The 15,015-nt window shown below is 38.6% G+C and carries 17 protein-coding genes; 2 read left to right on the forward strand and 15 right to left on the reverse strand.

Translation table 11 applies throughout. The features are described from left to right. Positions 1-91: 91 nt before the first annotated feature. The gene (locus H9648_RS00005) at positions 92-538 is read right to left on the reverse strand and encodes an RNA helicase (RefSeq protein ID WP_225218659.1); all 447 of its coding nucleotides are present in this window, start codon (positions 536-538) and stop codon (positions 92-94) included. 82 nt (positions 539-620) lie between these two features. On the opposite strand from H9648_RS00005, the gene H9648_RS00010 reads away from it, so the two are divergent. Then, complete coding sequence (locus tag H9648_RS00010; RefSeq protein WP_191751788.1) at positions 621-1,862, forward strand: glutathionylspermidine synthase family protein; 1,242 nt, start codon at positions 621-623, stop codon at positions 1,860-1,862. Positions 1,863-1,890: 28 nt separating this feature from the next. Here H9648_RS00010 and H9648_RS00015 read toward each other — a convergent pair whose 3' ends face one another. Next, positions 1,891-2,043 carry a YrzI family small protein gene (locus tag H9648_RS00015; protein ID WP_191751789.1) on the reverse strand — a complete coding sequence of 51 codons (153 nt, stop codon included), beginning with the start codon at positions 2,041-2,043 and terminating at the stop codon, positions 1,891-1,893. Between the two features lie 517 nt (positions 2,044-2,560). Here H9648_RS00015 and menA point away from each other — a divergent pair. Then, positions 2,561-3,451, forward strand: coding sequence for a 1,4-dihydroxy-2-naphthoate octaprenyltransferase (gene menA, locus H9648_RS00020; RefSeq protein WP_191751790.1), 891 nt, complete (start codon positions 2,561-2,563; stop codon positions 3,449-3,451). 39 nt (positions 3,452-3,490) lie between these two features. Here menA and H9648_RS00025 read toward each other — a convergent pair whose 3' ends face one another. The 13 genes from H9648_RS00025 to H9648_RS00085 form a co-directional block, all read right to left on the reverse strand. Then, positions 3,491-4,282 carry a glucose 1-dehydrogenase gene (locus H9648_RS00025; protein WP_191751791.1) on the reverse strand — a complete coding sequence of 264 codons (792 nt, stop codon included), beginning with the start codon at positions 4,280-4,282 and terminating at the stop codon, positions 3,491-3,493. A 13-nt stretch (positions 4,283-4,295) separates the two neighbouring features. Next, positions 4,296-5,150 carry a GRP family sugar transporter gene (locus tag H9648_RS00030; RefSeq protein ID WP_191752634.1) on the reverse strand — a complete coding sequence of 285 codons (855 nt, stop codon included), beginning with the start codon at positions 5,148-5,150 and terminating at the stop codon, positions 4,296-4,298. Positions 5,151-5,398: 248 nt separating this feature from the next. Beyond that, positions 5,399-5,635, reverse strand: coding sequence for a YrhC family protein (locus H9648_RS00035; protein WP_191751792.1), 237 nt, complete (start codon positions 5,633-5,635; stop codon positions 5,399-5,401). A gap of 505 nt (positions 5,636-6,140) precedes the next feature. Then, positions 6,141-7,274, reverse strand: coding sequence for a bifunctional cystathionine gamma-lyase/homocysteine desulfhydrase (locus H9648_RS00040; RefSeq protein WP_191751793.1), 1,134 nt, complete (start codon positions 7,272-7,274; stop codon positions 6,141-6,143). Between the two features lie 2 nt (positions 7,275-7,276). After that, positions 7,277-8,200, reverse strand: coding sequence for a PLP-dependent cysteine synthase family protein (locus H9648_RS00045; RefSeq protein ID WP_191751794.1), 924 nt, complete (start codon positions 8,198-8,200; stop codon positions 7,277-7,279). A gap of 12 nt (positions 8,201-8,212) precedes the next feature. Then, on the reverse strand, positions 8,213-8,680 hold the full coding sequence (locus H9648_RS00050) for an S-ribosylhomocysteine lyase (RefSeq protein ID WP_144698899.1): 468 nt from the start codon (positions 8,678-8,680) through the stop codon (positions 8,213-8,215). Next, a complete protein-coding gene (gene mtnN / locus H9648_RS00055) occupies positions 8,677-9,381 on the reverse strand; it encodes a 5'-methylthioadenosine/S-adenosylhomocysteine nucleosidase (RefSeq protein ID WP_191751795.1) in 705 nt (234 codons plus the stop codon). The genes H9648_RS00050 and mtnN overlap by 4 nt, the downstream gene beginning before the upstream one ends. A 17-nt stretch (positions 9,382-9,398) precedes the next feature. Next, the gene (locus H9648_RS00060; protein WP_191751796.1) at positions 9,399-10,037 is read right to left on the reverse strand and encodes a class I SAM-dependent methyltransferase; all 639 of its coding nucleotides are present in this window, start codon (positions 10,035-10,037) and stop codon (positions 9,399-9,401) included. Positions 10,038-10,325: 288 nt separating this feature from the next. After that, complete coding sequence (locus H9648_RS00065) at positions 10,326-10,961, reverse strand: YrrS family protein (RefSeq protein WP_191751797.1); 636 nt, start codon at positions 10,959-10,961, stop codon at positions 10,326-10,328. A 92-nt stretch (positions 10,962-11,053) separates the two neighbouring features. Then, positions 11,054-12,802 carry a peptidoglycan D,D-transpeptidase FtsI family protein gene (locus H9648_RS00070; RefSeq protein ID WP_191751798.1) on the reverse strand — a complete coding sequence of 583 codons (1,749 nt, stop codon included), beginning with the start codon at positions 12,800-12,802 and terminating at the stop codon, positions 11,054-11,056. A 106-nt stretch (positions 12,803-12,908) separates the two neighbouring features. Beyond that, positions 12,909-13,385, reverse strand: a complete 477-nt coding sequence (gene greA, locus H9648_RS00075) for a transcription elongation factor GreA (protein WP_191751799.1) — start codon at positions 13,383-13,385, stop codon at positions 12,909-12,911. A 151-nt stretch (positions 13,386-13,536) separates the two neighbouring features. Beyond that, positions 13,537-14,178 carry a uridine kinase gene (udk, locus tag H9648_RS00080; protein ID WP_191751800.1) on the reverse strand — a complete coding sequence of 214 codons (642 nt, stop codon included), beginning with the start codon at positions 14,176-14,178 and terminating at the stop codon, positions 13,537-13,539. A 30-nt stretch (positions 14,179-14,208) separates the two neighbouring features. Beyond that, positions 14,209-14,853: an O-methyltransferase gene (locus tag H9648_RS00085; RefSeq protein WP_225218660.1), complete on the reverse strand. Its 645-nt coding sequence runs from the start codon at positions 14,851-14,853 to the stop codon at positions 14,209-14,211. Between the last annotated feature and the right edge of the window lie 162 nt (positions 14,854-15,015).

Genomic DNA, 15,015 nt, shown 5'->3' on the forward strand with positions numbered 1-15,015 from the left:
GAATACCCCATAAAAAAACTCCCCTTAAGATAAACAGATTTTTTATTTCATCTGTCTACCTAAAGGGGAGCATATCACATCCGCCACATGCTTAAATTTTATCTCCGACATATATCACATAAACAGCACGGTCTTCATCAATTTCAGCTGAATCGCGTAAAAACTGTCCTTTACCCGGTATATCCACTACGTCTTTTAATAAATATCGGATTACATCCCAATGGCTGTTTAATGCTTGCGTCTGAAGTACAGGCATATCTCCTGAAGAGTTATAAGAGCGGAATTCTAAAAATATCCCTCTTCCTTTATAACTCGTTTCCTCTGTAAATCTTCTCGCTTCTCCTACTTCTCTTACGATTAAAATCTCCTCGCTACCTTTCATCTCATTCGATTGCAGCTCGTACTCTTTTCCACCTGTTACGAAAAATTCACAGAGCTGTCGTGCATATTTTTCATCGTTATGCATGTTTTCTGGAATCTTATACGTTAAGAAAGCTTCATATTCGTTGTCTCTTTCGATAAAATAAGTGAGTTCCATTATTTTCATCCTCTTTATAATTTGTTATGTTTATCATACCAGTTTACAGTTTGATATGTATGTTTTGGAGGTAATTACACGCATGACCTATATAGATAATAGACAAAAATTTTATATTCAGCTACCTGAATTTTGGGCGGATATGTACGGCCAAGAATATGCTTTATACGAACCAGCTAAAATTTCAGAAGACGCTGTAAAAGATGCGAAACTTCTTGGTGAAAGAGGTGGTCATATCTTATTTAAGACGGCTTCCCTTCTGCAATCTGAAAATATTGAAGATGATACCTTACAGCTTCTAGGTTTCCCAGAGGTTCTTAATTCGTTTCTCCGCTATCAAACACCATTAGCTAAAACGGTCATTGGCAGGATTGATTCAATCGAAACACCTGAAGGACATAAGATTATGGAGTTTAACAGCGATACGCCCACGTTTATTTATGAATGTTTTAAAGTAAACGAATTGATCTGTAAGCACCACGGATATTGCGATCCTAACGAAAACAAAGAGAAGCAATTAAAGAATGCTATACGCTCCTCCATCTTGAGTGCATATCGACACTTGGAGATGGAACACGCCCCGCATATTGTTTTTACAGCACATGAAGAAAATATTGAAGACAAGCAGACTGTCCTTTATCTTAAAGAACTTTCAGGATTTCCTTCTCAGTTTGTCCCTTTGGAAGAATTGGTCATACGAAAAGGAATCGGTTTATTCGATCAAAACGGGAAAAAAATCGATGTTTTATATAGACAGACATTTCCGATTGAGCTTCTTATTCAAGATGTAGATAAAGTGACGAACGAGGATATAGGGTTACAGTTAACACAGCTTGTGGTTCAAAACAAATTGGCCATCATCAATCCACCATCAGCCTTTTTATTACAGAGCAAAGCCATTTTAGCCGTCATTTGGGGATTACATGAAGAACGCTCTCCTTACTTTTCAAGTGAGGAACACGAATGGATCGAACGCTATTTTATCCCTACTTACCTTGAACCTGACACGTTTTTAAAAAACAAAGAAAAGTATGTGCAAAAACCCGTTTTTGGCAGAGAAGGAGATACGGTTCGTATATTTGATGGTAACGGCTGCATCATTGATCAAGACAAACATCAGAGTTATGACAACTATGTAAGTGTTTATCAAAAGCATGTATCACTTCCTAAGATGACTTTCCAATCTCATAAAGGGGTTCAAGAAGGCTACCGAATGACAGGTACATTTATCATTAACGGAAAACCAAGCGCTTTTGGATATCGGATTGGTAATGCGATAACCGATAACTTATCCTATTTCTTGCCTTCTTGTATAAAAGAATAGCGCATGCCGAACCGGCACGCGCTACTTTTTACAGCCATGAAGACAGATTATTAGATGCCTTTTCTTTAGCACGTTCATAAAGTGTTTTTACTTCCCTATCGCGAGCGTAAAGCTCATCAGATCGACTGTTCCTCTTAATAGAAAAGGTAATCGTTACAAAAAACAAATGTAGTGTAAACATATCTTTTTTAGCTCCTTCGTTTCAATCGTATTTTTTCCTCAGGTTGAATCTTTCTCCGTTAAAAGCCAAGTCAGCAGTGTAATTCCAATCATTATCATTTTCTTCTCCTCCTTTAAGTTGTATAAAAAAACACCGCAGAATAACCCCTGCGGTGTTAAAAAAGCACACAAAAAACCGCAGGCATTCGACCTGCGGTGTCTTTTAAATAACGTTAAATAGACACACTGCTCTGATTGGCGGTCGAACGTAAAGACTTATTCAGTTGGTAGATTGTATCAATGTACATCATCATTTTGTTCAACCTCCTTTTTATAATTTACTTTACTTAGAAAACCTTACACTATTTACCAAGTTGTGTAAAGAGTTTTTTTATCCTAGATAAGTATATGCATGTGAAATCGAAAGTTCACAAAAATAGGAGAGGTTTTCTATAAATAGGCAATACCTTTACAAGATAATTATGTGTACACTTTCACAAACTTTTACTATAATTGTGAGTGTAAAGGGGGAAACACAAATGATACATCCTAAGGTCATCTTTGCTTCAACACGGCCTTTTTCATTAACAGCATCTGTCATTCCCGTAATCTTCGGGACAATTCTTGCATTGCAGTGGACAAGCATTCATTGGACTACTTTCTTTTTAACACTTATTGGTGCTCTTTTTCTTCAGTGCGGAACAAACTTAGTGAACGACTATTTCGACCATGTTAAAGGTGCGGATATTCCAGGGTCGTTAAGCCCATCAGGCGTCATCGACCGAAAAGAGATGACTCCTCGCCAAGTATATATCACAGGACTTATTTTCTTTGGTTTAAGTATTATCGTGGGACTTATTTTAACTGCACTTACCGGCCCTGTTGTTCTTTACTTCGGGATTCCGTCACTCCTTGTAGGCTACTTCTACACAGCTACTCGTTATGCGCTTGCTTACAACGGATTAGGTGAGATCGCATCTGGAAGTACGCTAGGTATTCTCGCAGTTGTTGGTTCGTTCTACACACAAACATTAACGTTAAACACAGAAATCTTTTTAGCTGCTATTCCTAACGCCCTTCTTGTTATGGCTATCCTTCATGCTAACAACTTGCGTGATTTCGATACAGATAAGCAGATCGGTAAAACCACTATCGCTGGTTTGATCGGAAGAAAAGCATCACGACTAGAATACTATGTCTTAATGCTTGGTACGTACGTAAGTTTATTAGCTCTTATATTCTTAGACATCTTACCGCTTTGGAGTCTAATCGCGGCGATTACCCTTCCCATCGCGTTAAAAGGGTTAAAGATTGCGATCTCCACATGGGATGCTAAAGAATTAAACAAAGCGCTTGGTTTAACTGCACTTCTTCATATGGCTTTTGGTATTCTACTTTGTGTAGGTACGTTAACTGGAATCCTATTATAAAAATGAAAAAGCCCACTTCTAAAAAGTGGACTTTTTCTTTTACCCTTTTCCAGCTTGAAACCCTGGATATAATGTCATTCCGCCATCAGCAATAAGAGTTAGACCTGTAACATAACTTGCTTGACTAGAAGCTAACCAAACTGCGGTCGCTGCAATCTCCTCTGGCTCTCCGATATATCCCATAGGAATTAACTTTAATACGCCTTCTTTTTGTTTTGGATCCGAAAACTTTTCTGCATTAATAGGTGTATTGATAGCACCTGGCGCAATACCGTTGATTCTGATACGTTTAGGAGCATATTCAAGTGCGAGCGTTTGTGTCATCAGCTTAATTCCGCCTTTACTTGCTGCGTAATGTACAAAATGCGGCCATGGAATGATCTCATGTACACTCGACATGTTAATTATGGCTCCTTGGATATCATGCTCGAGAAAATAGTCGATCGCTTCTCTGCAACCTAAAAATTGGCCCGTTAAATTCGTAGATATGACTTTGTTCCAATCGTCCAATGTGAGCTCATGTGAAGGAACTTCATTTTCAATACCAGCATTGTTAATCATGATGTCTAGCGATCCAAATTCATCAATTGCTTTTTCAATAAGTTGTTTGATATCACTTTCTTTTGTTACATCTCCTTGAACAGCAATTGCATTTCCACCGCTATCCTTAATTTCCTTTATCATTTCTTCTGTTTCTTTCACTTGTTTATCTGAATGAAAATTAATTACAACGTTAGCATGTTCTTGTCCAAATCTTAATGCACAAGCCTTCCCGATACCCGTAGCGGCACCTGTGATAATAACCGTTTTCCCTTTTAAATCTGGATACATATTGTTCATCTCCTTATGATTTTGTAAATCCTAACATGATGCCACCGGCAATGATTAGAACACAGCCTGAGATTACCCAAATGATCTCTTTTTTGCTCCTTTTTTCACCTAAAAGAAAAATTCCTCCAAGCGTTGAAATGATGATACCGGTCTGTGAGAGCGAGAAGCTAGTCGCGATTCCGATAAGTGGCAATGACAGCAATAATGTCAGATTACCTGTGCTCCAGATTAAACCAGTTAAGATATTGCGATAAGAGTACTTATTAAAAGGCTTATGTTTAAATGATAAAACAAGCGCACCTATAAACATCCCTACCGCTTGCGGTAAAATTGCCTGCCATCCGTTTACTTCAAACCATCTGATAATAACGACATATGTAACATATCCAATCGTTGATATAAAAAGGATGGTGAGTCCTTTTTTAAAGTTTTGTTTATCTTTTTGGTCGCCTTGCTCACTTCTTCTGGATGTTAATAAAGCTCCCGCTATAATTGCACAGATTGCGATGATTCCGATTATGATTTCTGTTGTTGTTTTCCATTCATGAAAAACGATAACGCCGAACAATGTTGTTCCGAACAACTGCATGCCTGTTGAAAGAGGAACAATTTTAGAAACGCCTAAATAATCTACACTAGCAAATTGATTTCGCTGTCCGATCACCCAAAAGATTCCTGACACGATACCGATCGCAAAAACTGTTATATTTAGATCCGGTTGAACGATAAAGAATGCAACAATCGAAAACAACAATGCTCCGAGTGTCATTCCAAATGTTTGACTGTGAAAGTCTCCGCCAAGTTTTTCGCTCACTAATACGATACTTCCCCAGCAGACTGCTGTAATAAGTGCCCAGATGATACCCACTAATTCCACTTCTTTCTCCATATAGATTGTTAAAACTTAGTATGACCTTCTTCGGCCGTTCTGTATCCATACCCCATTGTTCTAGCGAAATAAACTATCTCAACCGAACTTCTTTGAGTGATATAAAAGAATAAATTTGCGTAATCGCTTTCTTTAGAAGAAGGTGTGGTGTGGGAAAGATTAAGATTAAAGACATAAAAAATACCGCCCCCTATTTAAGGGACGGTACGTGAAATTATCTATATGGTTTATTCACTTAATTCTTGTAATTGCGTTTTGCATTTTCTAACGACGTTATACATAAGTGCAGTGAATCCCAAGCATGTTGTAGAAGCAATACCTAATGTGATGGATTGAACAAAGTTTTTGTCTTCAACAGGAAGTACTAGTCCTAAATAAAAGAACGTGCTAACAGCCAATAGAATAAAACCGAAGCGCTGGTAGTCAGCGATTTTCTTTTGAATGAATTCAGCATTGTTTTTCATAGCGGTGTCTACCTCCTACTCCTAATCTCTATATAAAGGATAACATAGGTAAGACCCTATACCCCCAAGTAGATTTTGACAAAAGCGTGAAGTAATTTTGTCTAAATTGTGATCAAAAAATTGCATCCTACGCCATAATTTGAAGGTGAACATATCTTTTATAAATTAGAGCGAAAAAAGGTTCAATGAGGCGTCTTTGAAACTGTTAGCTGTTTATACGATGCGGGGTATTTAAAGTGATAATTCAGGATATTTAGGAATTATTCCTGGAAATTTTGGAATTAATCCGGCGAGTTTTGGACTTAATTCAGCGAGTTTTCCTTATAAACCGGCGAGTTTACATATTTCGACAATCACAACGTATCTTATACCCCTCACCTATGCACTATAAGAGACTTTTTCTGGTTTACATTCTTCCTTAGATCTTGACTTTTCAACACACACTAACCAACAAAAAAAGAACAAGTGCCTGTAAAAGCACTTGTTCTACATATGTGTTCTTCATTTAATTTAAAGCATTTTTCAGATCATCGATCAAATCGTCAGCATCTTCAATTCCAACAGAGATACGGACCAATCCATCTGTGATTCCTAGTTCTGCTCTGCGTTCCGCGGGAATAGATGCATGTGTCATACGTGCTGGAACGGAGATTAAACTCTCTACTGCTCCTAAGCTTTCTGCGAGTGTGAAGTATTTTACCTTTTTCAAAAGTTCATCAGCATTCGCTTGTGATCCAACATCAAAAGATACCATACCACCGAAACCGCCAGATTGTTTCTTAGCGATCTCGTGCTGAGGGTGATCTTCTAGTCCTGGGTAATAAATCTTCTCTACTCCCGGATGAGATTTTAGAAATTCAACGATTTTTTTCGTATTGCTTTCGTGAGCTTCCATACGCAACCCAAGTGTTTTGATACCGCGAATGAGCAACCATGAATCTTGAGGCCCTAAAACGCCGCCTGTTGAGTTTTGTACAAAATGAAGATCTTCTCCTAGCTTTTCGTCGTTTACCACGATTAGGCCTGCTACAACGTCACTATGGCCGCCGATATATTTCGTTGCAGAGTGAAGAACAATATCTGCTCCCAATTCGATCGGATTCTGCCAGTATGGCGTGTTAAACGTATTATCCACCATGAACAGAAGATTTTTCGCTTTTGCCCATGAAGCGACAGCTTCGATGTCTGTAACCTTTAATAGAGGATTCGTAGGTGTTTCCACATAGACCGCTTTCGTGTTTGGCTTTAATGCCGCTTCGATCTGTTCGATGTCTGTTGTATCTACAAACGTCGAATCGATACCAAGACGGTTTAAGACCTTCGTCATCACGCGGTACGTACCTCCATATACATCGTCTGTAAGAATAACATGATCACCAGAATCAAATAACATCATAACAGCTGTGATAGCAGCCATGCCTGAACCAAACGCAAAACCGCGTTTGCCACCTTCTAGATCTTTGATCAGTTCTTCTAACGCATGTCTTGTTGGATTTCCTGTACGAGAATATTCAAATCCGCTATGCACTCCTACATCTTCTTGCTTGTATGTGCTTACTTGATAGATCGGAAAAGACACAGCTCCTGTTGTTTTATCAGAAGGAATGCCTCCGTGGATCAATTTTGTTTTACGTTTCATTATCAGATGCCTCCTTCATAAATTTTCTTGCTTAAATATCGCTCCGAGCTGTCAGCAAAGATCGTGACAATATTTTGTCCTGGTTGTGCTGTTCGAGCTTCAATGAGGGCTGCGTGCAACGCTGCTCCTGACGAACTTCCGACAAGTAGACCTTCTTTTTTGGCTAGTTCGGCAACTCTTTGGAACGCATCAACATCCATGACCGTATGGATGCTGTTGAAATAAGATGAATCCATATATTCGGGCAGAAATTCCATACCGATACCTTCTGTCTTATGAGGTCCGGATTCTCCACCATTAAGAATAGAGCCTTCAGGTTCAACAATAACCGTCTTCACGTTTTCGTTCTTTTCTTTTAAGTAGCGAGCTGTACCCATGAACGTACCACCTGTACCCGCCCCCGCTACAAAAACATCTACATGACCATCAAGCGCATCCCAGATTTCTGGACCTAATGTTTTGTAGTAAGTGTTTGGGTTATCCGGATTAGAAAATTGAGAAGGAGAAAAAGAATTCGGAATCTCATTCAGCAATTCCTTCGTTCTTTTGATCGCTCCTTTTATCCCATCGGCAGTAGGGGTATGAACGATGGTCGCACCCAATGCTTTCATAAGCTCTTGTTTTTCTATACTGAACTTTTCTGGGATAACAAAGATTACGTTTATCCCCTTATTGATCGCAGCAAGAGCAAGACCGATCCCTGTATTTCCTGCTGTAGGTTCGATGATCGTTCCCCCTTGCACAAGATCACCCTTAGCTAGGGCTGCATCTAGCAGCTCCACACCTAAGCGATCTTTCACACTTCCTCCAGGATTCATGAACTCCAGTTTTGCAAATAAACGAACACCTTCTGGAAGTGAAAACTGAGTGATCTCCATAAGAGGTGTATTGCCGATCATCTCATGCACGTTTTTAAAATATTTCATTGAAATCGTCCTCTATTCTCCGAAAACAATATGCCACTCGTCTTTTTTAGCAAGCATCTTGCGCGCGATCTCTTTCGCACCTTCAAGACTGTGGTTAGCTGCCCATCCACATTGAACTTCATTACATGCAGGTACTTCAGTCGCTTCTAAAACATCGTTCAACGTCTTTTCTAGAACGTCTAAAATCTCATCATAGTTATCATGGTTGATCACAGATAGATAAAAACCAGTTTGACAACCCATAGGACTTATATCAACTACAGTAGAATGGTGATTACGAATATTCTCCGCCATTAGATGTTCGATAGAATGAAGTCCTTCCATCGGCATATGATCTTTGTTCGGCTGACAAAAACGGATGTCATACTTATGGATAATATCTCCGTTAGCACCTGTTGTCGTACCTGCCAAACGGATATAAGGCGCGACTACTTTTGTATGATCAAGGTTAAAGCTTTCTACATTCATTTTCTTTGTCATAATGATTTCAGCTCCTCTACGATTTTTTGTACTAGTTCTGCTGAGTTTTTAGATGCTGTTTGTAAGAATTGGTCATAAGAAACACGTGCATCTTTTCCTGCAATATCTGATAAAGAACGGATGATCACAAAAGGAACTTTGAATTGATAACACGTTTGAGCGATAGCTGCGGCTTCCATCTCAGCTGCATATAGAGCCGGAAACTTGCCTCTGATATCTTCTACCCTAGCATGGTCACTCATAAACGAATCTCCTGAAGCGATCAAACCTTTTGCAACTTGAATGTTTTCTACTCTCGCTCCAGCTCTCTCCGCTGCATTCACAAGTTTTTCGTCTGGGAGGTAGTTCGGTGGCATCTGTGGCACTTGACCGTGCTCATAACCAAAGATCGTTGCATCTACATCATGATGGCGCACATCAGTTGAGATGACTACATCACCGACGTTCAGATCTGAATGAAAACCTCCTGCAGATCCCGTGTTCAAAATAACGTCTGGTCCATAGAGTTGGATCAACAACGTCGTCCCGATCGCTGCGTTTACTTTTCCGATTCCTGATTTTAATAACACGACTTCTTGACCGTTTAGTAAACCTTTGTAGAACTCACAACCTGCAAGCTTATTTTCTTCTAGGTCTTCTAATTGCTCTCTCAACAGAACAACTTCTTCTTCCATAGCACCAATAATTCCGATTCTTTTCATGAGTGATTCTCCAATGTCTATTTTTTTACCGCTTCCATCAGCCAGACATATTCATTAAGTTTTTTGAACGAAACTTCAAAATCATGTTTCTTAAATAGATCTTCGAGTACTCCGAGCGTTGTATAATACTCGGTCTGCAAATCTTTTAACAGATTAAGAAACCCTTGAGATCTTACTTTTTCATGACGCTCTTTTTTATCATCTTCGTGAAGATAAGCGGTATCTGCAAACACAATTTTACCATTCTTTTTAAGCAGCTGGCTATACTGTCCGATTGCAAGATCCTTTTCTTCGTCTGTTAGGTGGTGGAACGCATAAGTGCTTACAATAGTATCAATCTCTTGATCGAGTTTTGGAAAAGATAAAAAGTCACCATCATGAAGTGTTAGATCTGGATGACGGTCGGACGCTTTTTCACGCATCCCTTTTGAAGGCTCAATGCCAATCACTTGTTTACCGCTTTTAAGTAATTTCTCGCTTAAGTTGCCTGTTCCAACTCCGAACTCCAGGACAACACTTCCTGAACGCTGAACAACTGTTTCTAATATTTCATCATATTTATGAAAAACTTCCTTATATTCCTGATCATTTCCTGAAACTGTTTCGTCATAAGAAGAAGACCACTCATCAAACAGATCAATAAATTCTCGTCCCATTTTTCACACTCACCTTTTAATTTATATAATTCCTATCAATATACTATGAATTAAAATCTTACAGGTTCCAAATTATCATAATTACTAAAAATTTTCAAATGAAAAATCTTTTTCTATTGGCAAAAATTACAGATACATGCCGACTTTACGATTACAAAAGAATGATCTGTAACGTTATATAGACTATTGTTCCTCAGCGTTTTTTGTACCTGATTCTTTGTATTTGCTCGAAAAGGTCTTTAAACATATAAAAAAACAACCTGCTAAAAAGAACAGGTTGTTTTTATCTTATTGAACGGGTGCTACACTCGTTGGCTGCCATCCTTTTTCAGGTACCCACTGAAGCATAACATCATATTTTTTACCGTCAGCTTTCGATTGTACGGTACCTTTTGAAAGATCAGGTCCTCCACCATTACCTAACCAAAAAATGGTCATCTGGTCTTGTGGAATGCTGGTCGCATAGGAAAGGGCTTGGACCATCTCGTTCCAATCTTGTGAACCATCATCATATGTCTTTGTATGAGGTTCTGTTTGTGAAGTTCCAATTGGTTGCCATGGACCTTCAGGGCCTCCACCTTCAGGCGTTTCTGATTCTGTTTTTTCTTCTTCTGTTGTTTCTTCATCTGCTTTGTTTTGATCTTCAGCTGACTCTTCTTTATCCTGAGACTCAGAATCTTCATTATCAGGTTTAGACTTTGAATCATCCGTTTCCATCTCAATTGAACTGTTATTGGATTCGTTGTTTTCTTTAGTTTGTTCAGAATTAGATTTGTTCGTTGAAGCTGTTTCGTTATCATCGCCTGAGAAAAGATTGAATGCAACAACAACAATCAGCAAAACAACTAACCCGATTGCTATGTTTAAAAAACGATTTTGTTTTCGTTTTTCTAGTCTTGATTCATAACGCTGGTTTCGTTTCATAATATCCTCCTCAGTAAAATACTTTTTTTATTTTACCACGAGGAAGTGGTATAGGCACACTATTTCCTATTACTCTTTTTGAGATCATATTATTATTCAATCTTTTTTTTCATGATTTCTATTGCGATGTCCCGAAATACAGGGATTGTACGATTAACGGTATCGTGTTTTAAATCTACGATTACTAGTGCAAAACGTGGTTTTTCGGCTGGAAAGTATCCTGCAAACCATTTATTGTTAAAGCGTTGATCCTCTCCTTTTTGTGCCGTTCCTGATTTTCCTGCAACTTGAAAAGGCAATGACTGTAATGCGTGTCCAGTACCTTTTTCGTTCTTTACGACGTTCAAAAGCAGGGATTGAAGTCTCATGATCGTATAAGGAGAAAGCTTTTCATCCTCTTTCTTATGATCTGCAAACTCAATCAGTTCGGTACCATTAGCAAAATTCACGCTTTTAGCTGACTTTACCTCATAACTGATCCCACCTCTAGCGATCGTCGCCATCATGTTAGCAACTGCAAGTGGGGTAACTTTAACATCCAGCTGGCCGATCGCAGTTTGAGAAGTCGCTAATGAACTTTTGTAATTGGATTCTTTCTTTTTTGAGTTGTAGACCTGACCCGATTCTTCTTTATAAAAGTGCGAGAACGCCTCTAGATGATAGACTTCTCCTTGCCAACCATTGTGTGTTAGTAGCCCTAACTTTTCAGCATACTTTTCCATAAAATCCGTATCTTTTTTTTGTAATTCATTAGCTAACTCTCCGAATGTTCTGTTGCAGCTTTGTGTAAAGCTGTTCTCTACATTTAGCATCCCTAACTGTCTCTCATCTTTTTCACCATATATGTTTAGATTACAATCATACGTCTTCTCGTTTTGTATCCTATTTTCTTCAATAGCAGCTGCTGCTGTCACAATTTTAAATACCGAACCAGGAATTTGTTGAGACGTCATATGATCTACATGTTTATAGATGGTCTTACTCGAAAATAAGGGTCTGCTTGACATCGACAACAGTTCATTGGATTCGATATCAAGCAAAACAGCTCCACCTTCTTCAACACCATGAGCATCAAGTGCTTTTTCTACCGTTTCCTGCATCTTCTTATCTAGCGTCGTTTTCACGTGAAGAGGATATAGGGGGTTCGATTGCGAACGGAATTTAACATCAAGTCCAAACAACGGATGTCCTTGACGATCCACATGATAAATATATTCTGTTTCTCCTTCCGAAATTAGAAAAGGATCAAACGTATATTGCATGCCGTTCTTACCTGTTTTTGTGCTTATCGTAACCGTACCTTTTTTTAGTTTATCTTCATACTTTCTTTTGATCAGATCCGGATCTTGTCCAACCGCTCCAATGATATGATTTGCGAACGGAGTTGGATTTCGTTTTGTAACAAGCTGAGCATAGAGCCCGGGAATCTCGAGTTTATTAATCTCATTCATCTGCTCAATACTGATTTCTTCTGAAAGAGAGAGTGCAGACGGTTTCTTTAGATCACTGATTTTTTTTGTAAAGTTACTTGTTTGTATATCCAGTATGTCAGCAATAGACTCAATCGGCCATTTACTTGAGTAAAGATTAGGAAAGACGATGACCTGAGCTGTTACATCTGTTGAGAGCAGCTCACCATTTCGATCAAGAAAATAACCTCTTCCATCGTTGATCGTAAAACGGTGCGTACGCTGATCAACACTTTCTTGTATGAGGTTCACTTTATTCTTGGAAAAGGATGTAGTAGAAATCAGCTGTATATCCGCTAGCCGATACGTGAGAAAAAGGATAGCGAACAAGAATAAAAGTGCTACGACCCTCGTTCTTTTCTTTGATAACATAGGTTCACCCCCTTACCCCTATTCTCACCCACTACTTTTGTTCCTAAACGATTGCAAAAAAAAGAAGACTTGCATATTACTGCAAGTCTTCTAATAGGTTAAACATTTATTTCACTTCTAGGATAACAACGCTGATTTCGCCACCAGGTGTTTGAACAGAAACCTTATCTCCCGGTTTTTTACCAAATAGACTTTTTGCCATTGGAGAGTCGTTAGAAATTTTCCCTTCAAATGGATCCGCTTCTGCACTACCTACGATGATGTATGTTTCTTCGTCGCCGTCTGGAAGCTCTTTAAACTTAACTGTTTTCCCGATGGAAACGTTATCAGATTGGTCTTTATTATCTTCAATAATTACCGAATCACGAATCATTTTTTCTAATTGAACGATACGAGCTTCTACGAATGCCTGCTCGTCCTTTGCTGCATCATACTCAGAGTTCTCAGAAAGGTCTCCAAAACTGCGAGCTACTTTAATTCGTTCAACAACTTCTTTTCTTCGTTCTGTTTTTAGAAACTCTAGTTCTTTCTCTAACTTCTCTTTACCTTCTAAGGTCATATAGTGTTTTTTCTCGTCTGCCATTGTTTTTTCACTCCTTAAATAATCAGTACCCTTGTTACGTTATATGATAATTCGGCTAGGGTATGTATAAAATATGGGTCATTAGTTGATTGCCAAATGGCTTAAAGCTGAAATTTGTCACTGTATACCGAAAAAATGAGGATGATGTTCCTCATTTTTTCAATAATGCTTTGTCTTCCAATATCGTCTTAATCTTTGTTACCATTAAGTCGATCGCAACAAGATTCTGGCCGCCTTCTGGAATGATAATATCCGCATATCGTTTCGTTGGCTCTATGAATTGATTATGCATCGGCCGAACCACTGCAGTATATTGATCGATAACAGATTCAAGTGTTCTTCCACGGTCTCGGATATCTCGAACCATCCTTCTAATAATACGAACATCTGCATCCGTGTCTACAAACAGCTTGATGTCCATCAAATCACGTAGTCGTTCGTCTTCAAGGATCAAAATACCTTCCAGTATAATGACATCTTTAGCATCAACTGGGATAATTTTATCACTTCTTGTATGTGCTGTATAGTCGTACACTGGTTTTTCGATGGAATCGTATTTTAGAAGTGAAGAAATGTGCTGGATTAACAAATCATTATCGAAAGCAAGAGGATGATCATAGTTCGTATCCAATCGTTCTTCCATTGATTTATCTGATTGATCTCTATAATACGCATCTTGCTCTATGATTAAGATGGATTGGTTAGCAAACTGCCTGTAAATTTCTTTTGCTACCGTCGTCTTACCTGATCCAGATCCACCTGCAACCCCAATTACTATTGGTTTTTGTGCCATTTTGATTACTCCTCCAAACTGCATGTCCCATTAAGAATTTCTAATACTCACCATCATCCCATCTCCAACCGGTAAGATTGAAGACTGATAGTCAGGATGCTGCATCATATATTCGTTAAAACTTCTAATTTTTTTTACTAGAGAACGAAGTCTTCTACTCTCTAAGCCGCTTTCATCAGCGACATACCCTCTAAAGAGAACATTATCTGTGACGATGATGCCATCATGAGACAGCATGGAGGAATAATGATCAAAAAAGTTTTGATATTGTCCTTTTGCTGCATCTATAAAAATAAAGTCATATGGGGCATAGTTTTCTACTTGGCTCTGCAATTCATTCGCATCACCAAATAACAAAGTAATTCTGCTCTCTAGATGAAACGATCTAACATTATCTTTTGCTATATTGTACCGTTCTTCATCTCTTTCAATACTAATAATTTCAGCATTCTCACATGCAAGAGCCATTCGGATGGCGGAATATCCAATCGCTGTTCCTACTTCTAATATACGTTTCGGTTTTTTCAATCTAACGTAGGACAAAAGTGTCTCCATACCTGTTAGATCCATGATCGGCACATTATGCTCTTTCGCGTATTGCTCCATTTTTAGTACTTGTTCAGAGCGCGTTGGAATAATTTTTTCGATATATTGGTTCAATTCTTTTGAGACCAAAGTAACACGCCTCCTTCACACTAACCGGTATATTGTAACATAATCTTTATTTGAAGGCGAGAGTCCTATTTCTTTATGGCTGTTTTCTATGGAATTACAGATTGTTCACTCTTCAAAGGCTTTCTTAACATGTTGATTGTACAGCATAAAAAAAGAGAATAC

The sequence above is a fragment of the Fictibacillus norfolkensis genome (assembly GCF_014836645.1).
In the GTDB taxonomy this organism is placed as follows: Bacteria; Bacillota; Bacilli; order Bacillales; family Fictibacillaceae; genus Fictibacillus; species Fictibacillus norfolkensis.